Raw genomic sequence first — 17,588 nt, 5'->3', positions numbered from 1 at the left:
ATCAACGGCAACGGCAACGGCAACGGCAACGGCAACGGCAACGGCAACAGCAGGTGGATGGGCACAGAATCTCAGTTTACTACTGGCACAGCAGCTGAGCTGGGGTGCCGACCGGCGGATTGTGAGCAGTGGAAGCAAATTCGCACCCATTTGCAGTTGCTCCACGCGGCGTGGCGCCTTAGACTGCCGCCCCCTGTAAAAGAGTGCCGGTTGGCGCTTGAAGAATTCCGCTGGCGATGCATAGGCATCGACGGCACATGAATCGCCCAAATGCACATTTTTTCATAGAGAAATCGATGACCAAGGAACAGTTGCTGGCCATGTCGGCCGATGACTACATGAACGCCGACCAGCTTGCCTTCTTTACTGAGCTGCTGCAGGCGATGAAAGTCGAAACCCATGAACGCATCGAACTCAGCCGCACCACCATCGAAGGCCTGGACACTCCGTCAGACCCTGCCGACGTGGCTTCGGTCGAAGAAGAACGTAGCTGGCTGGTAAATGCCATCGACCGCGACCAGCGCCTGCTGCCACAGCTTGAAATGGCCCTGGACCGTATTGCCGACGAAAGCTTCGGCTGGTGCGATGACAGTGGTGAGCCCATCGGCCTGAAGCGTTTGCTGATCAGCCCGACCACCAAGTACTGCATCGAAGCTCAGGAGCGCCACGAGCAGCTCGACCGCCACCAGCGCCAGGTATAAAACCGCGCGTGGTGCCAAGCCCCTCGGAGCTATCCCTGGGGCTTTTTGCGTTTCTCGACGAGATCGTTTTTGTTGCGCCTTACGAAACACTGCTGTACCGCAATGCGCTGTTTCCGCACCACTGTCAGGCGTATCATGGCTTTATCGTTAGGGTGCTAATTAAATTCCGGAGGGGATGATGAATAGCCGAGTCGATGTGGCTGTGATGATAGGGTCGGGTGTGCCGGCCACCTTGCAGGCGCTGGGCAAGCGTATTTGCTGGGTAGTGCTGGTCAATGGCGAGCGTCGCGGCACCGCCTTCGCCACGCGCGAAGAAGCGCTTGAGTGCCAGGCTGCCTGGCAGCAGCAGCTGAAGAAAGGACTGGCTGCCTGAAAATGTTTATTGCCTCTCGACGGGTTTCGGTGTTTTCGGGCATATTTGTCCTACAGTAATGCGCACATGGATGCCAGGGCTTGTCTTCTAGCAGGCTCACGCCATTGGTTGCGTTTTCTGGCGAGTGATTTCAGGCATCACGCTTCCCAAGCCGGGAATGAGCCAAACGCCTTCGGTTGAAGGCGATTCTGGCAAACCAGAGTAAAGATTCCTGCGCGCTGCATCGTCAGCGAGCACAGACATTTCGCATATCGCTTTATTACTCTTTTTGCCTATCGATAAGAAATGGCCGTGCCTCCCCGAGCTTGGGTGAGGGCGGGTTGTAACCGGTTGAGGATTACTTCATTGGCAGTCAGCACACTTGATACACATGCGTTGTTCGCCCTGGGCGACTTGCGCGGTAAATTGGCCCAACTGTTTCAGGGCCGCTTCATCTATGTCACCGAACAGAGTCCCGAAGGCCTGTACATGGCCGAAATCGACACCGAGAGTGCACTGGTAGTCGATGACAAGCAGCGCCTTGAACTGAAAGTCGGCGACCACTTTCGTGCTGCCGTATTGCCCAGCCGCGAAGGTGGCAAGCTGGAAATGCGCTTTCGCGACATCAAGTTGAATGTGTATGGCGTAGGTGATTACGCCTTCGTTTCTGTGCCGGAAGGCGAGGGCATCGTATTTCGTGAAGGCCATGGCGTGATGCTGGTATTCGCCGCGCAGCAGCAAGTGCAGGAAGGCCTGGGCAAGTTGCTTAAAGCAGTGACTGGCAAAGTCGCCAAATGGCGCAAGGGTGAACTGACCACCTTCAAGGCCAGTGAATGACCGACAGTCACGACTCACCAGCCTCGCGGGCCGAGTTTCATCGGCAGCACCAGGCAGATGCCGTAGCTGAGGCAGAGCGTTTGCTGGCCGGGCGTGAGAAGCTGCAAGGCGCCTGGCTGACTTGGGTGGCGGCTGAGCTCTATCGCCTCAGCCCGCCACCGTATGCCGCCATGGTCCGGCGCGAGTTGCAGCGCCTCAGCCAAGGTTGAGACGGCAAACCTTCAATTGCCACGGTCTCGGCCGCTGCTGACCTCTTCAGGCACCGGCTCTTTCGACATGCGCTTGCGAAATAGCGCCGCCCGCGCCAGCAACAGCGTGGTTATCGGCACGGTGATCGACAGCAGGATCGGAATCAGCCAAGCGTGCAGCACAGGGGTGCCCTTGAGCCACGAAAAGTAGATGATCGAGGCCAGTGCCACGCACCAGGCACCAAGGGTCGAGGCTAGCGCTGGCGGGTGCATGCGCTGGAAGTAGTCTTTCAAGCGTACCAGGCCTATAGCACCGACCAGGGCGAACAGGCTGCCGGTGAGCAATAGCGCGGCGGTGACCAGCTCCAGCCAGAACGGCAGTACCAGGGCTTCAGTCATTCGATCACCTCACCGCGCAGCAGAAACTTGGCCAAGGCAAACGAGCCGACGAAACCAAACAGTGCAATCAGCAGGGCCCCTTCGAAGTAGGTGTCACTGGCATAACGGATGCCCAGCACCAGCATGGTGAGCATGGCCAGGATGTACAGGTAGTCCAGGGCCAGCACGCGGTCTTGGGCGGACGGGCCACGGAACAGCCGGATCAGCGCCAGGCCCATGGCCAGGGCGAAGATGAACAGGCTGGCGAGGACGGCATTGGCGAGCAGGCCTGTCATTGGAAAATCTCCATAAGCGGGCGTTCGTAAGTGTCCTTGAAGTGCTGTATGAAGGCCGCTTCATCGTCCAGCTCAAACACATGCAGCAACAGCACACTGCGGTCCAGTGCCAGTTCGGACCAGACTGTGCCAGGCACCACGGTGGTGATCATCGACAGCGCTGCCAGGCCGTGGGGGTCACGCAATGCCAATGGTATGTGAACGAACGCAGAGCGTGGCGGCTGCTTGTCGGCCCGCAGCACACCACGGGCCACCAGCAGGTTGGAGGTGATCACATCGATGCCGACCCGGCAGATGAGGCGGGCGATGGCGAGGGGGCGCCGTACGTGTGCATGCTGCGGGCGCAGGGGCGCCATCAACAGTGGCGCCAGTATGCCAAGTGCGGCGCCCAGCAGCAGGTTGCCGGGGCTGACCGAGAGGTTCAGCAGCAGCCACAGGCCAAACAGCGAGACCGATAACAGTGGAGCGGGGAACAGTCGGTTCATGGCTGCACCTGTACGTCGCGCGAGGTGGGGCCAGGAATCGGCTGGGCGGCCATCACGGCTTTGATATAGGCATCGGGGGCCTGCAGGCTGGCGGCAGTGTCCTGGGTGTAGCGCAGCAACGGCTCGGCCTTGAGGCTGAGGATAAGGCACAGGCCGAGCAGGATGACGATGGGCAGGCATTCATAGCGCCGCAGCACCGGTGACGGGCGCTCTTCGGGCTTCCAGAAACGCTGGATGCCGACGCGGCCGAAGGCGATCAGCGAGGCCATGCCGGACAGGATCAGTAACGCCACCAGGCCCCAGCCGGCGGCACTCAGGGGCTGCTCGGCCGGTACGCCGAGGCCCAGTGGATTGAACAGCGCACTGATCAGGTTGAGCTTGCCGACAAAGCCCGACAGCGGCGGCATGCCGATGATCAGTAGTGCACAGGCGATGAAACTGAGGCCGAGGAAGGCCATGGTCCACGGGATGATCTGGCCGATTACCACCTGCTGTTCATCGTCGAGGTTGATGCCCTTGGGCGGGTGCAGCGATTCCAGTGGCGGCGGCATGGCGTCTTCTTCTTCGTCCAGCGGCGCTTCATTGGCCGAGCGTGAGCGTTCGACCAGTTCGGCGAGCAGGAACAGTGCGCACAGCGCAAGGGTCGAGTTGACCAGGTAGAACAGCGCAGCGCCAGTCAGGGCCGCCTGGGCAAAACCCACCGCACCCAGCAGCGTGCCGGCCGAAACCAGGATACTGAGTGCCGCCATACGCTCCAGGCGCTGAGCTGCCAGGATCGATACCGCTGCCACCGCCAGGGTGACCAGGCCGCCGTAAACCAGCCATTCGCCGCCGAAATGCGCCGAGGCCCCGGCCTGCCCGGAGAACAGCAGCGTCCACAGGCGCAGCACGGCGTACAGGCCGACTTTGGTCATGATGGCGAACAGTGCAGCCACCGGCGCGCTGGCTGACGCGTAAGCTGGCACCAGCCAGAAGTTCAGCGGCCAGATACCGGCCTTGACCAGGAAGGCCACGGCCAGGATTGCCGCGCCGGCATGCAGCAGGCCACGGTCGGCCTCCGGTACCAGTGGAACCTTCAGCGCCAGGTCGGCCATGTTCAGGGTGCCGGTCACGCCATACAGCATCGCTGCGCCGATCAGGAACAGCGACGAGGCGAACAGGTTGATAGCGATGTAGTGCAGGCCGGCGCGCACCCGCGCACGCCCCGAACCATGCAGCAGCAGGCCATAGGAGGCGGCCAGCAGCACTTCGAAGAAGACGAACAGGTTGAACAGGTCGGCGGTGAGGAAGGCGCCGTACAGCCCCATCAGCTGAATCTGGAACAGTGCATGGAAGCTGGCCCCTGCACCGTCCCAGCGGGCACGGGCAAATAGCAGCGCGCTGAAACCGATGACCCCGGTCAGGGTCAGCAAGAGCGCGGACAGGTGGTCCACCACCAGCACGATGCCGAATGGCGCCGGCCAGTTGCCCGGCAGGTACACGCCGATCGACGCTGCCTGGCCCTGGGTGCGCACCCACAGCAGCAGACAGGCCGCGATTGCCAGGCCGGAGAAGGTAGACAGCAGGTTCAGCCTGGCCTTGATGTGCCTGTGCTTTTCACCCAGCAGCAACATTATCGCGGCCGTAATCAGCGGCAGCAGGATGGGGGCGACAATCAGTTGACTCAGCTCACTCATTCGTCACGCTCCCGGCCATCCACGTGGTCGGTACCGGTCAAGCCGCGCGAGGCCAGCAGCACCACCAGGAACAGCGCGGTCATGGCGAAACTGATGACGATGGCGGTGAGCACCAGTGCCTGTGGCAGCGGGTCGGTGTAGTGCAGCAGATCCTGGGTAACGCCATCCTTGATGATTGGCTCCTTGCCGATGAACAGGCTGCCCATGCTGAAGATGAACAGGTTGACCCCGTAAGAAAGCAGACACAGGCCCATGATCACCTGGTAGGTACGCGGGCGCAGGATCAGCCACACCCCGGAGGCAGCCAGCACGCCGATGGCGACTGCAATCACTTCTTCCATCAGGCGGCTCCTGCTTGGCTGGTTTTTGCCGGGTTGCCCGGGCGATAGGCGCGCACCGACTGGTGCGCCAGGGCTGTGAGGATCAGCAACGTCGAGCCGACCACGACGGTGTATACGCCGATGTCGAAGAACAGCGCGCTGGCCACGTGCACATCACCCAGCAACGGCAGGTGCAAGTGGGCGGTATGGGTGGTGAGGAACGGGTAACCCAGCAGCATGGCGCCGACCCCGGTCAGGGTCGCACACAGCAGCCCGGTACCCATCCAGCGCAGCGGCCGCAGGCTCATCTGCGCCTCGACCCACTGGGTGCCGGCCACCATGTACTGGAGGATGAACGCCACCGACATGACCAAGCCAGCGACAAACCCGCCACCGGGCTGGTTGTGCCCGCGCATGAACAGGTACATCGACACCAGCAAGGCGATCGGCAGCAGCAGGCGCACCAACGCTGCAGGCACCATCATGAAGCCCAGCGCGGTATCAGTGGCATGCCGCGGGTTGATCAGGTCGGTGACCACGTCTGGCGCCAACTGGCGTTGTTGCGCCGGCAACTGCATGCTCTCTTTCGGAGGGCGGAAGCGCCGTAGCAGGGCGAACACGGTCAGCGCCACAGCCACCAACACGGTGATTTCACCGAGCGTATCAAAGCCGCGGAAGTCGACCAGCATGACATTGACCACATTGGTGCCGCCGCCCTGAGGCAACGCACGGCTCAAATAGAACGAGGAAATGTCGTTGGGCGTGGGCCGGGTCAGCATGGCGTACGACAGCACGGCCATGCCGCCACCTACCAGCACGGCCAGCAGCAAGTCGCGCAGGCGGCGCATGCGCGCGCGCTCCAGGCTACCCGGCAGCGGTGACACGCCTTCGATACGCCGTGGCAGCCAGCGCAGGCCGAGCAGGATCAGCACGGTGGTGACCACTTCCACCACCAACTGGGTCAGTGCCAGGTCGGGCGCAGAGAACCAGACGAAGGTGATGCAGGTCATCAGGCCGCAGACGCTGACCATGATCAGTGCCGCCAGGCGGTGGTACTTGGCCTGGTAGGCGGCGCCGATGGCGCAGGCAATGGCGATCAGCCACAGGGCGACGAATACCCCGGAACCCGGAATCTTCGGGCGATCACCCCAGCTCAGGCCGCTATGGAGCATCGGCGTGAGGCCCGCGAGGAACGCGGCGAATACCAGCATGAACAGCTGCGACTGCAGCCGCCGGGTGGTGAACAGGCGTTCGATGCGACGCGCCAGCAACATCAGGTGAACCTGGCCGTGCTCGAACAACCGCTTGCCATTGAAGCGCTCGATCACGGGCGGGTAGGGGAAGCGACCCAGGCGCAGTTGTTTGCGCAGCAACAGGTACAGAACGATGCCGCCGCTCATGGCGACCAGGCTCATGATCATCGGCGCGTTCCAGCCATGCCAGATGGCCAGGCTGTATTCCGGCAGGGTGCCGCCAACCACCGGCAGGGCCGCAGCGGCCAGCAGGGGGCCGACCGACTGGGTGGGGAAGATGCCCACGACCAGGCACGTGAGCACCAGCAGTTCCACCGGAGCACGCATCCAGCGTGGCGGCTCGTGCGGGGTATGGGGCAGGTCCTGGGCCGTCGGCCCGAAGAACACATCGACGGTAAAACGCAGGGCGTACGCCACGCTGAAGGTGCCGGCCAGGGTGGCGATCACCGGCAGCGTGGCCTCGACCCAGGCGGTGGAACTGATGAATACCGTTTCGGCAAAGAACATTTCCTTCGACAGGAAGCCGTTCATCAGCGGCACGCCGGCCATCGAGGCGCTGGCGACCATGGCCAGGGTCGCGGTGTAGGGCACCAGGCGGATCAGGCCGCTGAGGCGGCGAATGTCACGGGTGCCGCTCTCGTGGTCGATGATGCCGGCGGCCATGAACAGCGAGGCCTTGAAGGTGGCATGGTTGAGAATGTGGAATACCGCGGCGACGGCAGCCAGCGGGCTGTTAAGACCCAGCAGCAGGGTAATCAGGCCCAGGTGGCTGATGGTCGAATAGGCCAGCAGGCCCTTGAGGTCATTCTGGAACATGGCGGCGAAAGCGCCGAGCAGCAGGGTGAGGGCGCCGGCACCGCCGACGATCCAGAACCATTCCTCGCTACCGGAGAGTACCGGCCACAGGCGTGCCAGCAGGAACACCCCGGCCTTGACCATGGTGGCCGAGTGCAAATAGGCCGACACCGGTGTGGGCGCTGCCATGGCGTGGGGCAGCCAGAACTGGAAGGGAAACTGTGCGCTCTTGGTCAGGGCGCCGATGAGTATCAGGGGCAGCAGCACCGGGTAAAGCGCATGCTGGCGGATGGTATGCCCGGCAGCCAGGACCTTGTCCAGGTCATAGCTGCCGACCACATGGCCGAGCAGCAGGGCCCCTACCAACAGGCACAAGCCGCCTGCACCGGTTACCATCAGCGCCATGTAGGCGCCGCGACGGGCGTCGGCGCGGTGGTGCCAGTAGCCGATCAGCAGGAAGGAGAACAGGCTGGTCAGTTCCCAGAAGAACACCAGTTGGATCAGGTTGCCGGAGATGACCAGGCCGAGCATCGCGCCCATGAAGGCCAGAAAGAACGCGAAGAAGCGTGGGACCGGGTCTTGCGGTGACATGTAGTAGCGCGCATACAGCGATACCAGCGTGCCAATGCCCAGTACCAGCAACGAGAACAGCCAGGCAAAGCCGTCCATGCGCAACACCAGGTTCAGCCCCAGGCTGGGTAGCCACAGGAACTCTTCGCGAATGACGCCACCATGGGCAATCTGAGGGTACAGAAGTGCTACCTGGACGGTGCCGACCAGGGCTACGAGCCCGGCAAGAATGGACTCGGCGTTACGTGCGTTGTGCGGCAGCACGGCTGCCAGGCAACTGCCCACGAACGGCAGAAGCAATAGCACTATCAAGGACATAGCGGCCTATTCTGGAGAAGTTTGCAAAGAATCATACGTGCCGAGGTGTTTATCACCAACACGCAAGCTGTCGCAGAATCCTACAAACCGGCTGTGACAAGCGGTTTTTTTATAACAGTTTTTTACAAAGAATAGCCGCTGTTGACTGTTTTACAGCCCCGCCTGGCTTTCGCCAGGGTTCTGCACATCGCGTGTTTCGACGGTTTCGCGAGGGCGCCGCACCTTGAGTTCACTGACCACCACGGCAACCACGATCAGCAGGCCGCCGAGCAGCGCCACGCCAGGCAGGCGCTCGCCAGCCAGACGCCCGACGATGCCGGCCCACACCGGTTCACCAGCATAGATGAGTGTGGCGCGGGTAGGCGAGACCGACTTCTGTGCCCAGTTCATTGCCACTTGGATCACCGCACTCATTGCGCCCAGGCCCACTGCGCTGGCAAGCAACAGCCAGGAGAAGTCGGGGAGGCGCTCCTGGGTCGGGACGATCATGAGAAACGCCAGCAGCGATGCGGTCGCAAGTTGCACCACCGTAACCCGGCGCACATCGACCTGACCGGCGTAGCGGCTGATCAGAATGATTTCACCGGCGATGGCCACGGCGCTGATCAGGGTGACCAGTTCGCCCTCGCTGAAACGCAGGCTGCCGCCTTCCGGCCCGGCCAGCAGCATCAGGCCGATGAATGCCAGGCAGATACCCATGCTGGGCATCAGGCCAGGCCGCCGCCCCAGCACCAGCCACTGCAGCAGCGGCACGAACGGGACGTACAGCGCAGTGATGAACGCTGACTGGCTGCTGCTGATGGTTTGCAGGCCCATGGTCTGCAGGCCATAGCCGAGCATGATCGACACGCCGATCAGCATGCCGGCCTTCAGTTCGGTGAAGGTCAGGCCGGGCAGCGCTCGCGCCGAGACCACACCAACGAACAGCGCGGCTGCCGCAAAACGCAGGCCGACGAAGAACATCGGGCCGCTGACGGTCATCACGTTATGCACCAACAGGAAAGTGCCGCCCCACAATATGGTGATGAATACCAGCACCAGTTCGGCCTTGCTCAGGCGGAAGGTGACGGCAGGGGTAGGCTTGCTGCTGGGCTGATTCATGGTCTTGCACACTCGGAAAGGGCGGCGCACAATCGCCGCAAAAGTGGGCAGTATACTGCGCAATCTTGACCAGTGAGCAATATAGTGCACAAGGATTCTTCGCACCGGGCATCGGTGCTGCAACATGTCAGCCTCAATGTGCGCAGTCTGCGCAACGCCGCCGGCTTGAGTCAGGCGGCGCTGGCCGAGCGTTCAGGGGTCAGCCGGCGCATGCTGGTCGCGATCGAGGCGGGCGAGAAGAATGTCAGCCTGACCACATTGGACCTGATTGCCGAAGCCTTGGGCGTGGCTTTCAGCACCCTGATCCAGGCGCCAGACCTGCGCGACCCCGGGCGCATTGAAGAGCTGGCGTGGGCTGGCGAACACCCGCAGAGCCGAGCGGTGTTGCTGGGCACCAGCCCGGCAAGGCGCGAGGTGGAACTTTGGGAATGGACCCTGGCACCGGGGGAGTGCTATTGCAGTGAGGCCGATGCCGAAGGCTGGAGCGAGCAGATCTACGTGGTCGATGGGCAGCTGACGCTGATCATCGAAGAGGTCGAGCATCGCTTGCAGGTGGGGCAGTTCCATGTGTTCCCCAGTAACTGCCGGTATGCCTACCGTAACGATGGCGTGGTGGCTGTTCGGTTTGTGCGCAATGTGGCGATTTGAGCCTGCAGGCTTTGGGGCTGCTGTGCAGCCCCAAAGGTCTCAAGCCGATCAGCTTTTCAGCAGCTCGTCGGTCTTCACCACATTGGCATAGGCAAACGCCAACGCCGCCATCGCCGAATCATGCACATGAGCCGCCGGCACCTGCTTGCCGTCGAACGCCAGTGGCAGGGTCGCGCAGGCATCGTGCGCCACAGTCACTTGATAGCCCAGATCGGCTGCAGCCCGGGTGGCGGCGTCAATGCACATGTGGCTCATGCTGCCGACGATGGTCAGCGCCTCGACGCCATGCCGGTCCAGCGTGTGCTCAAGATCGGTACCGAGGAAGGCGTTGACCTTGTGCTTGAGCACCACCGGCTCGCCCGGCAATGGCTCGACCTTGGCGTGGATGGCCGCACCCTGCGAACCGGGGGCAAAGAAGGGTGCATCGGCAGTGTCGAACTCATGCCGCACATGAACCACCAGGTCGCCGCGCTGGCGTGCGGCTGCCAGCAGGCGGGCGGCGTTGTCGGCCGCCTGGTCGACGCCATCGAGGGGCCACTTGCCGCCGGGGAAGTAGTCGTTCTGGATGTCGATGATGATCAGTGCCTGCTTGCTCATGCTGCCTCCTGTGGCAGTAGTCGTCGAGAGACGTTAGTTATAGGCTGTGTTCACCCACCTGAGGATTGGCGCGAACGACACTATGCGGGCAAAAACTGACACCGGCGCTAACCTGGATATCGGCTTGCTGTTTTACCCCGGCGTGCAGCGCGCCGCTGTGCATGGCCTGGCCGACCTGTTCCTGGTGGCCAACCGGGTGGCGGCCGAACTGGGGGCCGTCGAGCTGCCGCACATTCGCGTCAGTTGCTGGCAGGCAGATGAGACGGGGCAGTTGTTGCCTGCGTCGGATAACTCTGCTGTCACCGTACCGGGCCTGCGCGTCCTGATCATTCCGCCAAGCCTGGAGTCGGCCCCACAAACCGAATTGCTCGAACGCCACCGCGCGCCGCTTTGCCTGCTGCACGGGCGTGGTACGGTGCTGGCGTCGGTATGCATCGGTGTATTTTTCATTGCCGCCAGCGGTTTGCTCGACGGGCGCCCGGCCTGCACGCACTGGAACTATGTGCAGGCGCTTGCCCAGCGCTTCCCCAGGGTGCGGGTTGAGGCCCAGCAGCCGTTGCTGGATGACGGCGACATCGTGACCTCGGCAGGGTTGATGGCCTGGACGGACCTCGGCTTGCGCTTGCTGGAGCGCTTTTTGGGGGCGACTGTGGCTCAGGAGACCGCTCGCTATCTGGCCGTCGATCCGGTCGCGGCGCCGCTGCCCGGCGCTGTGTTCAACCCGCGCCTGGACCACGGCGACGAGGCCGTGTTGAAGGTGCAGCACTGGTTGCAGGGCAATGGCGGGCAGGATGCCGACCTGGCCACGATGGCGGCCTGCGCGGGGCTGGAGGCGCGCACTTTCTTGCGGCGCTTTCGTGCCGCTACCGGGCTGCGCCCGACCGAGTATTGCCAGCAGGTGAGGGTGGGGCGGGCGTGCCGCTTGCTGGAGTTTACCCGGCGCACCGTCGAACAGATCGCGTGGGGTGTCGGTTACCAGGATCCGGGCGCGTTTCGCAAGGTGTTCCAGCGTGTCATCGGCCTTACTCCGAGTGACTATCGGCGGCGGTTTGCGGTATCCGGCCAGGGTCTGTAGAAATCACTTGACCTTGACTTTACTTGAGGTCTTACCCTGCTCGGCATCGCGCTGCATGCGTACGTAGCCAGGAGACTGTCGATGTTGGCAACACCTCATGCCTTGTGGTTCACCCAGATGATCGAATACGAAGTACCCAGTATGTACCAGCAAGCATTGGCTCAGGCCCTGGTGGAGCGTAGTGAAGCATTGGCTGCTCGTTGCGAAGGGCTGCAGGGTGTGAGCATCCAGGCCAGCGACGATGGCTGCCGGGTGTTGCAGTACCTGCAATGGCAGTCACGCCAGGCCTGGGCTGCGGCGGCCGTGCAGTTCGTCGAGGAATCGTTTCTTGACCTGCTGGGCCAGCATCAGGCACGCGGTGTCAACTTCGCCGCCTACCAGGCCCTGCGCAGCCTGGTGCGCGGGGACGATGGCGTGCTGCATTGCCAGATGGGCGGTCCTCAGGCATACCAAGGTGCGTAGTGCGGGTAGCGATCCAGGCGGGCACCGATGACCATTTCGCTGATCCATGCCGCCAGGAGCGAGCTATACGCTTTCTGGCTCTGTTCGCTGGACAGCGCGTGGTCGGCGCCGTCGACGATGCGATGGGTGAGCGAGTGGGCGTTGACGAACGCCGAGCGGTAGTTCATCAAGGTACTGTGCGGCACGTAGTCATCCTGCTCGGACTCCACCAGCAATACATCCCCGCCGAATTCGGCGCACGCGGCCAGCGCGCGGTTGTCGGCCGGGCCCAGGGGGCGCTGGCGATAGGCATTCAGGCGTTGACGGTCAAGGGTTTGCTTCGGGCTGCCCCATTCGTCATCCCAGTACATGGCAGGTACCCGCAGGGCCAGCCACCTGACCGGCCGTTCGCGGGTCAGCAGAGTCGCCAGGTAACCGCCATAGCTGCTGCCGATAATGGCGATGGCGCTGTTGTCGACCGCCGGGTGGCTGACCAGTCGATCGTAAGCCACCAGCAAGTCCTGCAGGTTTTGTTCACGGGTGACCGTGAGGCGCTGGCTTTCAGTTTTTTCGTGACCGCGCAGGTCGAAGGTCATGCACACGCATCCCAGTCCGGTGATATGCCGGGCGCGGGCCAGGTCACGTTGCTGGCTGCCGCCCCAGCCGTGGACGAAGAGAATGCCCGGCATTTTGGTGCCCGGGCTGACCAAGGTGCCGGCGATGCGGTCATTCTCGACCTGCAGTTCAACGGTTTCACTCTGAATGGCCATGGTCGCGAATCCGCGCAAATTTGCTGAGTTGTCCGAGTTCACTGTCGTTTCCTTGGTAAAAGAGGATGGCATCAGCGGGCAGGTCGGGGTTGCCGAATACTTCGTGGGTGGAAGCCCGCACCCGTTGCAATGCGGGGTCATCGGCAAAGGCCTGCAGGGCCAACAGTTCGGCACTGCTGGCACCACCCAGGCGCCAGGATTGTTCGAGCACCCCGCTGCACAGATGGCCCGAAGGGCTGATGCCGCGGGCGATGTCATAGTTGCGACGTGAGGCGACAAATCCCGGGAAGTGCTGCTCGGCGGCTTGTTCGTAAACCATGGCCTGGTTGATGGCAAGGCGCAGGTGGTCGTCCAGTGGGAGCTGTAGCAACGCCTGATAGTCGCCACGTACCACCACCAGTTCAGAACCGCCGTAGACCTCGGTACCCTGATGGTCACGTGTCAGTTGCTGGGTGCCGTGGTAGCTGCAGGTCAAGCCGGCGAAGCGCACCTGGCCGACGCTGAAGGTTTGCACCTCGCTCAGGTCTTCTTCGAGCACCAGGCCCCACTGCGCCAACGTGTGGTCATCCATATCGGCCAGCAGAGGCTCCAGGGCATCTGCAGTGGTGATGACCTGTTGCCCGCGTCCCGCACAAGCCAGTACCGGTTTGACCCTCAGCGGGCCGTCGAGCAGCAGCAACTGTGCGGCAGTGCGAGCGTCGGCTTTGCTGAACACCGTGTAGCCGCGCAGCAGGGCATCGCTGGCCTGTCGGGCGAAGTCGTCGGTCCAGCCTGGCGGGAAGCTGGCCCCGGCGGGTAACGGGTGAGAGATCGCCTTGGTCGCCATGTAGGGGTACGGCACCATGCCGCCAAACAGGTCCTGTTCGCTGCAAATACCCAAGCCGGCATATCGTCTGGGGTCGATCAGGGTCTCGGTTGGCAGATAATAGTAGGCATCGGCTGCATCTGGCGGCCGCATGGGCTGTATAAATGGGCAGCCCAGCAAACGTGCCAGGCCTTCGGCAAGCTTGAGATGAACGCCGTGCTCGTGTTCGGGCGTGTGGTCGCGGGTGTCAAGCAACACCACGCCGGCTTTCGGTTCGATGCCACTGGGCATGGTCATTTGCCTGTGTGCAATGAATGTACTGTGTGTGAAGCCGGTGTCCTGGGGAAGTTCAGGGAAACTTGATCGGTGGTCCTGGTCCTGTTGTAGGAAGTGTCCTATTGGCACAGGGCGTCGTGGGCAAGGCATGCCGTATCTTGGTCGTCACGATTGCAGCGCCCTGGCGGCTGTTCCATTATCGGTCTATTGGATCAACCGTTATGAAGCCGCAGGAGAGCGCATGAACGTCCAGACCACCCTTGAGCAAAGCGTGCCGCAGCGACTGGTGCACGTGCGCCAAGCCATGGCGGCAGGGGGCATCGATGCCTTGCTGGTCCCCTCGGCCGACCCCCACCTTTCCGAATACCTGCCCGGTTACTGGCAGGGGCGCCAGTGGCTTTCGGGGTTCCATGGTTCGGTCGGTACGCTGGTGGTCACCCCCGGCTTTGCCGGGCTGTGGGTCGACAGCCGCTACTGGGAGCAGGCAGCTCAGGAGCTGAAGGGCAGCGGCATCGAACTGATGAAACTGTTGCCGGGCAAACCCGGGGCGTTGGAATGGTTGGGCGAAAATGTCGAGCCCAACGGTCGCGTGGCAGTGGATGGTGCGGTCATGGCCCTGGCTTCGGCGCGCCAGCTGGCTGAGCGGCTGAAGGCGCGTGGAGCGCAGCTGGTGACAGACATGGACCTGCTGGGTCAGATCTGGGACGGGCGCCCGGCGCTGCCCGGTAACCCGGTGTACCAGCACCTGCCGCCCCACGCCACGGTGAGCCGGGCGGAAAAGCTCGCGCAACTGCGCCAGGGCATCCAGGCCAAGGGGGCCGACTGGCACTTCATCGCTACCCTGGATGACATTGCCTGGCTGTTCAACCTGCGCGGCAGCGATGTCTCCTACAATCCGGTTTTCCTGGCCTTTGCCCTGATCAATCAGCAGCAGGCCATCCTGTTCGTGGGCCAGGACAAGGTGGACGAGCACCTGCGTCATGTGCTGGAGGTCGACGGCATCGAGGTGCGCGACTACAGCGAAGCAGGCAAGGCGCTAGGCACCGTTCCTGCGGGGGCGCGGCTGCTGGTGGACCCGACCCGGGTCACCTGCGGCCTGCTGGACAACCTGGCGGCAGAGGTGGTTCTTGTCGAGGGGCTAAACCCCACCACGCTGAGCAAGTCCTGCAAGGGTGACGACGACCTGGTGCATATTCGCCAGGTCATGGAGCAGGACGGCGCAGCCTTGTGCGAGTTTTTCGCCTGGTTCGAGGCGAACCTCGGCCGGGAGGTCATCACCGAGCTGACGGTTGACGAGCAATTGAGTGCCGCGCGTGCTCGACGGCCGAATTTCGTGTCACTGAGCTTTTCTACCATTGCCGCCTTCAATGGCAATGGCGCGATGCCACACTACCGGGCCACCGAGCAGTCGCATGCGCTCATCGAGGGTAATGGCTTGCTGCTGATCGACTCGGGCGGTCAATACCTGGGCGGCACTACCGACATCACCCGCATGGTGCCGGTCGGTAACCCCAGCCAGGCTCAGAAGCAGGACTGCACCCGTGTACTCAAGGGCATGATTGCCTTGTCGCGTGCCACGTTCCCGCGAGGGGTACTGTCGCCGTTGCTCGACGCCATTGCCCGGGCGCCGATCTGGGCTGACCAGGTCGACTATGGCCATGGTACCGGCCACGGCGTGGGCTACTTCATGAACGTGCATGAGGGGCCTCAAGTGATCGCCTACCAGGCGGCACCTGCACCGCAGACGGCGATGCAAGTGGGCATGATCAGCTCGATCGAGCCGGGTACGTACCGCCCGGGGCTGTGGGGCGTTCGCATCGAGAACCTGGTGGTCAACCGAGAAGCGGGGAAGAGTGCCTTTGGTGACTTCCTGCAGTTCGAAACCTTGACGCTGTGCCCTATCGACACCCGCTGTCTGTTGCCCGAGTTGCTGACCAAGGAGGAGGTGGAGTGGCTGAACGGCTACCACGCCTGCGTACATGAGCGCCTGGCGCCCTTGCTCCAAGGGGATGCGCTAACCTGGCTGGAGATGCGTACTGCACCGCTGTAACGCAGCGGAAAAAGGGCAGTTTGCGAACTGCCCTTTTCTCTATTTACAGATGATGATCATGCTCCGGCTGGTGTAACCCGCCGGGTTGATGCCGAACAAATAGTCACCGGCCTCTTCATCGCTATCGCCCGAGCGCGCAATGACCCGGTAGCCGCGCGTGCTGCAGGCGCTTGCGGCCTTGCTGTAGCAATTGTCCCATGAGGAAGAAAGACCGGAGCAATTGATATGCAGGCCCTTCTTGCCCCTTTTGACCTCGGTCTTGGCTGTGGCGGCACATCCAGCAATGGCCAAGATGGCCAGGATGAGAAAAATTCGTTTCATTCCTGTCCTTAAATGCAGGGCAAATCAGTTGTCACGACCCTGTCGTTGTCGCTTCGGTTCTTCCTGAACCTTCCCCCAGCGTCCGTGTTCGGCCCAGTAGATAGCGTAAAGATGATGATTCTGTGACAGCTTAATCAGCGAGACAGGCTGCTACAATCATTAATCCTTTCTCAAATGAAAATATTTCTCATATCAGTCTGCTGCGATGGCCGGGCTGGGCGCCTTGCGCATGGACAGGGTGGTGCCGACCGAGGCGGTAATGATTGCCAGAATCGCCAGCCATTGAGTGAGCGTCAGCACCTCGCCGAGGAAAAGCAGGCCGGACAATGCGCCAAATGCCGGTTCGATGCTCATCAGGGTGCCGAACGTGCGCGCCGGAATCCGCGTGAGGGCAACCATTTCCAGGCTGTATGGCAGGGCGGTGGACAGTATTGCAACGGCAAACGCCATGGGGATCACGGCAGGTGTGAGCAGAGCGCTACCGGCGTGGGCGATACCGATGGGGGCGACGAACAGGGCCGCGACCACCACCCCCAGGGCCGCGCTCTGGATGCCGTGCTCGGCCCCTGCACGTTGCCCGAACAGGATGTACAGCGCCCAGCACACACCCGCCCCCAGCGCATAGGCGGCGCCCGCGGGGTCGAGTGCCTGGCCGCTGTGACCTGCCGGCAGCAACAGCAGCAGGCCTGCGATGGCCAGGGCAATCCACAGGAAATCGATCGCTCGGCGCGAGGAGAAGATCGCCACGGCCAACGGGCCGGTGAATTCCAGGGCGACGGCGATACCGATTGGTACCGTTTGCAGGGCCATATAGAAGAGGAAGTTCATGCCGCCCAGTGCCATGCCGTAGATGACCACATTGCGCAACGTGTTGGCGGTCATGCGTACCCGCCACGGGCGCAATATAAGCAGCATGATGATGCTGGCGAAGATCAGGCGCAGGGTGGTGGTGCCTTGTGCGCCGACGATCGGGAACATGCTTTTGGCCAGGGAGGCGCCGGACTGAATCGATGCCATGGCGATAAGCAGTAGGCCGATCGGGAAGAGGGTGGCGGCCAGGCTGCGGGGTTGGGTGTTCATTTAAGTGCGGCAATCCTTGGGCGGGGGAGATGGTGAGCAATATAGTGCGCAATTGGTGGGGGAGGTGGTAGCCCTCAAGCGGCTTTACCAGCAATATTTCAAATCATTGAAATTAAAGGTTGACCTTCTCGATGGCCTCCCTATAATGCGCACCACTCCAACGCGGTAGCGAAGCAAAGCTAGCCACTGTGTTGAGTCAAGTGTTTGAAGCTAAACGAGTTTCTCGCAAAAAACTTCAAAATAAACGCTTGACAG

At 62.3% G+C, this 17,588-nt stretch carries 20 protein-coding genes and 1 pseudogene; 9 read left to right on the top strand and 12 right to left on the bottom strand.

Annotation, left to right across the window (positions count from 1 at the left end):
* The 5 genes and pseudogenes from ACF8O8_RS12980 to ACF8O8_RS12960 all read left to right on the top strand — a co-directional run.
* A pseudogene (locus tag ACF8O8_RS12980) lies at window positions 1-261 on the top strand (hypothetical protein); the annotation flags it as partial.
* A gap of 35 nt (window positions 262-296) precedes the next feature.
* Window positions 297-701: a TraR/DksA family transcriptional regulator gene (locus ACF8O8_RS12975; protein WP_003250099.1), complete on the top strand. Its 405-nt coding sequence runs from the start codon at window positions 297-299 to the stop codon at window positions 699-701.
* 178 nt (window positions 702-879) lie between these two features.
* Window positions 880-1,074, top strand: coding sequence for a hypothetical protein (locus ACF8O8_RS12970; RefSeq protein ID WP_012271507.1), 195 nt, complete (start codon window positions 880-882; stop codon window positions 1,072-1,074).
* A 345-nt stretch (window positions 1,075-1,419) separates the two neighbouring features.
* Window positions 1,420-1,890: a hypothetical protein gene (locus ACF8O8_RS12965; protein ID WP_014591718.1), complete on the top strand. Its 471-nt coding sequence runs from the start codon at window positions 1,420-1,422 to the stop codon at window positions 1,888-1,890.
* On the top strand, window positions 1,887-2,099 hold the full coding sequence (locus tag ACF8O8_RS12960; protein ID WP_010953202.1) for a hypothetical protein: 213 nt from the start codon (window positions 1,887-1,889) through the stop codon (window positions 2,097-2,099). The genes ACF8O8_RS12965 and ACF8O8_RS12960 overlap by 4 nt, the downstream gene beginning before the upstream one ends.
* A 12-nt stretch (window positions 2,100-2,111) precedes the next feature.
* Here ACF8O8_RS12960 and ACF8O8_RS12955 read toward each other — a convergent pair whose 3' ends face one another.
* The 7 genes from ACF8O8_RS12955 to ACF8O8_RS12925 all read right to left on the bottom strand — a co-directional run bounded on the left by ACF8O8_RS12955 (window position 2,112) and on the right by ACF8O8_RS12925 (window position 9,270).
* A complete protein-coding gene (locus ACF8O8_RS12955) occupies window positions 2,112-2,477 on the bottom strand; it encodes a Na+/H+ antiporter subunit G (RefSeq protein ID WP_003250107.1) in 366 nt (121 codons plus the stop codon).
* Window positions 2,474-2,752 (bottom strand): K+/H+ antiporter subunit F, encoded by a 279-nt coding sequence (locus tag ACF8O8_RS12950; protein ID WP_003250109.1) that lies wholly within the window; start codon window positions 2,750-2,752, stop codon window positions 2,474-2,476. The genes ACF8O8_RS12955 and ACF8O8_RS12950 overlap by 4 nt, the downstream gene beginning before the upstream one ends.
* Window positions 2,749-3,237: a Na+/H+ antiporter subunit E gene (locus ACF8O8_RS12945; RefSeq protein ID WP_010953204.1), complete on the bottom strand. Its 489-nt coding sequence runs from the start codon at window positions 3,235-3,237 to the stop codon at window positions 2,749-2,751. Before ACF8O8_RS12945 ends, ACF8O8_RS12950 begins: the two co-directional genes overlap by 4 nt.
* A complete protein-coding gene (locus tag ACF8O8_RS12940) occupies window positions 3,234-4,913 on the bottom strand; it encodes a monovalent cation/H+ antiporter subunit D (protein ID WP_392509799.1) in 1,680 nt (559 codons plus the stop codon). Before ACF8O8_RS12940 ends, ACF8O8_RS12945 begins: the two co-directional genes overlap by 4 nt.
* A complete protein-coding gene (locus ACF8O8_RS12935; protein WP_003250128.1) occupies window positions 4,910-5,254 on the bottom strand; it encodes a Na+/H+ antiporter subunit C in 345 nt (114 codons plus the stop codon). Before ACF8O8_RS12935 ends, ACF8O8_RS12940 begins: the two co-directional genes overlap by 4 nt.
* The gene (locus ACF8O8_RS12930; protein WP_012053099.1) at window positions 5,254-8,169 is read right to left on the bottom strand and encodes a monovalent cation/H+ antiporter subunit A; all 2,916 of its coding nucleotides are present in this window, start codon (window positions 8,167-8,169) and stop codon (window positions 5,254-5,256) included. The genes ACF8O8_RS12935 and ACF8O8_RS12930 overlap by 1 nt, the downstream gene beginning before the upstream one ends.
* A gap of 150 nt (window positions 8,170-8,319) precedes the next feature.
* Window positions 8,320-9,270: a DMT family transporter gene (locus ACF8O8_RS12925; protein ID WP_392509798.1), complete on the bottom strand. Its 951-nt coding sequence runs from the start codon at window positions 9,268-9,270 to the stop codon at window positions 8,320-8,322.
* A gap of 84 nt (window positions 9,271-9,354) precedes the next feature.
* Between ACF8O8_RS12925 and ACF8O8_RS12920 the strand changes: the two genes are divergently transcribed.
* On the top strand, window positions 9,355-9,918 hold the full coding sequence (locus ACF8O8_RS12920) for a helix-turn-helix domain-containing protein (RefSeq protein WP_014591713.1): 564 nt from the start codon (window positions 9,355-9,357) through the stop codon (window positions 9,916-9,918).
* Window positions 9,919-9,966: 48 nt separating this feature from the next.
* Here ACF8O8_RS12920 and ACF8O8_RS12915 read toward each other — a convergent pair whose 3' ends face one another.
* On the bottom strand, window positions 9,967-10,515 hold the full coding sequence (locus ACF8O8_RS12915; protein WP_010953209.1) for a cysteine hydrolase family protein: 549 nt from the start codon (window positions 10,513-10,515) through the stop codon (window positions 9,967-9,969).
* An 82-nt stretch (window positions 10,516-10,597) separates the two neighbouring features.
* On the opposite strand from ACF8O8_RS12915, the gene ACF8O8_RS12910 reads away from it, so the two are divergent.
* Window positions 10,598-11,590: a GlxA family transcriptional regulator gene (locus ACF8O8_RS12910; protein WP_392509797.1), complete on the top strand. Its 993-nt coding sequence runs from the start codon at window positions 10,598-10,600 to the stop codon at window positions 11,588-11,590.
* Between the two features lie 81 nt (window positions 11,591-11,671).
* Window positions 11,672-12,052, top strand: coding sequence for an antibiotic biosynthesis monooxygenase (locus ACF8O8_RS12905; protein ID WP_392509796.1), 381 nt, complete (start codon window positions 11,672-11,674; stop codon window positions 12,050-12,052).
* Here the strand turns inward: ACF8O8_RS12905 and ACF8O8_RS12900 are convergent.
* Both ACF8O8_RS12900 and ACF8O8_RS12895 read right to left on the bottom strand, forming a co-directional pair.
* A complete protein-coding gene (locus ACF8O8_RS12900; RefSeq protein WP_020191576.1) occupies window positions 12,031-12,801 on the bottom strand; it encodes a S9 family peptidase in 771 nt (256 codons plus the stop codon). The two genes, ACF8O8_RS12905 and ACF8O8_RS12900, sit on opposite strands and share 22 nt — an antisense overlap.
* Window positions 12,785-13,903 (bottom strand): DUF3182 family protein, encoded by a 1,119-nt coding sequence (locus tag ACF8O8_RS12895; protein WP_392509795.1) that lies wholly within the window; start codon window positions 13,901-13,903, stop codon window positions 12,785-12,787. The genes ACF8O8_RS12900 and ACF8O8_RS12895 overlap by 17 nt, the downstream gene beginning before the upstream one ends.
* 220 nt (window positions 13,904-14,123) lie before the next feature.
* Here ACF8O8_RS12895 and ACF8O8_RS12890 point away from each other — a divergent pair, with 220 nt between their 5' ends.
* Complete coding sequence (locus ACF8O8_RS12890; RefSeq protein WP_392509794.1) at window positions 14,124-15,932, top strand: aminopeptidase P family protein; 1,809 nt, start codon at window positions 14,124-14,126, stop codon at window positions 15,930-15,932.
* 39 nt (window positions 15,933-15,971) lie between these two features.
* Here the strand turns inward: ACF8O8_RS12890 and ACF8O8_RS12885 are convergent, their stop codons facing one another.
* Together ACF8O8_RS12885 and rhtA are read right to left on the bottom strand one after the other, a co-directional pair.
* Entirely contained in the window at window positions 15,972-16,253 is a 282-nt protein-coding gene (locus tag ACF8O8_RS12885) for a hypothetical protein (RefSeq protein ID WP_014591706.1), read from the bottom strand.
* Window positions 16,254-16,445: 192 nt separating this feature from the next.
* Window positions 16,446-17,333 (bottom strand): threonine/homoserine exporter RhtA, encoded by an 888-nt coding sequence (rhtA, locus tag ACF8O8_RS12880; protein WP_392509793.1) that lies wholly within the window; start codon window positions 17,331-17,333, stop codon window positions 16,446-16,448.
* Between the last annotated feature and the right edge of the window lie 255 nt (window positions 17,334-17,588).

Source organism: Pseudomonas sp. TYF_14 (assembly GCF_043105275.1).
Taxonomy (GTDB): Bacteria; Pseudomonadota; Gammaproteobacteria; order Pseudomonadales; family Pseudomonadaceae; genus Aquipseudomonas; species Aquipseudomonas alloputida.
Note: the sequence above shows the minus strand (reverse complement) of the source record. Positions and strands in the feature narration are given on the sequence as shown.

Excerpts from the sequence above, each read along its gene's own strand:
- ACF8O8_RS12975 (WP_003250099.1), top strand. The coding sequence starts at position 297 with ATGACCAAGGAACAGTTGCTGGCCATGTCGGCCGATGACTACATGAAC.
- ACF8O8_RS12970 (WP_012271507.1), top strand. The coding sequence starts at position 880 with ATGAATAGCCGAGTCGATGTGGCTGTGATGATAGGGTCGGGTGTGCCG.
- ACF8O8_RS12960 (WP_010953202.1), top strand. The coding sequence starts at position 1,887 with ATGACCGACAGTCACGACTCACCAGCCTCGCGGGCCGAGTTTCATCGG.
- ACF8O8_RS12955 (WP_003250107.1), bottom strand. The coding sequence starts at position 2,477 with ATGACTGAAGCCCTGGTACTGCCGTTCTGGCTGGAGCTGGTCACCGCC.
- ACF8O8_RS12950 (WP_003250109.1), bottom strand. The coding sequence starts at position 2,752 with ATGACAGGCCTGCTCGCCAATGCCGTCCTCGCCAGCCTGTTCATCTTC.
- ACF8O8_RS12945 (WP_010953204.1), bottom strand. The coding sequence starts at position 3,237 with ATGAACCGACTGTTCCCCGCTCCACTGTTATCGGTCTCGCTGTTTGGC.
- ACF8O8_RS12940 (WP_392509799.1), bottom strand. The coding sequence starts at position 4,913 with ATGAGTGAGCTGAGTCAACTGATTGTCGCCCCCATCCTGCTGCCGCTG.
- ACF8O8_RS12935 (WP_003250128.1), bottom strand. The coding sequence starts at position 5,254 with ATGGAAGAAGTGATTGCAGTCGCCATCGGCGTGCTGGCTGCCTCCGGG.
- ACF8O8_RS12930 (WP_012053099.1), bottom strand. The coding sequence starts at position 8,169 with ATGTCCTTGATAGTGCTATTGCTTCTGCCGTTCGTGGGCAGTTGCCTG.
- ACF8O8_RS12925 (WP_392509798.1), bottom strand. The coding sequence starts at position 9,270 with ATGAATCAGCCCAGCAGCAAGCCTACCCCTGCCGTCACCTTCCGCCTG.
- ACF8O8_RS12915 (WP_010953209.1), bottom strand. The coding sequence starts at position 10,515 with ATGAGCAAGCAGGCACTGATCATCATCGACATCCAGAACGACTACTTC.
- ACF8O8_RS12910 (WP_392509797.1), top strand. The coding sequence starts at position 10,598 with ATGCGGGCAAAAACTGACACCGGCGCTAACCTGGATATCGGCTTGCTG.
- ACF8O8_RS12905 (WP_392509796.1), top strand. The coding sequence starts at position 11,672 with ATGTTGGCAACACCTCATGCCTTGTGGTTCACCCAGATGATCGAATAC.
- ACF8O8_RS12900 (WP_020191576.1), bottom strand. The coding sequence starts at position 12,801 with ATGGCCATTCAGAGTGAAACCGTTGAACTGCAGGTCGAGAATGACCGC.
- ACF8O8_RS12895 (WP_392509795.1), bottom strand. The coding sequence starts at position 13,903 with ATGACCATGCCCAGTGGCATCGAACCGAAAGCCGGCGTGGTGTTGCTT.
- ACF8O8_RS12890 (WP_392509794.1), top strand. The coding sequence starts at position 14,124 with ATGAACGTCCAGACCACCCTTGAGCAAAGCGTGCCGCAGCGACTGGTG.
- ACF8O8_RS12885 (WP_014591706.1), bottom strand. The coding sequence starts at position 16,253 with ATGAAACGAATTTTTCTCATCCTGGCCATCTTGGCCATTGCTGGATGT.
- rhtA (WP_392509793.1), bottom strand. The coding sequence starts at position 17,333 with ATGAACACCCAACCCCGCAGCCTGGCCGCCACCCTCTTCCCGATCGGC.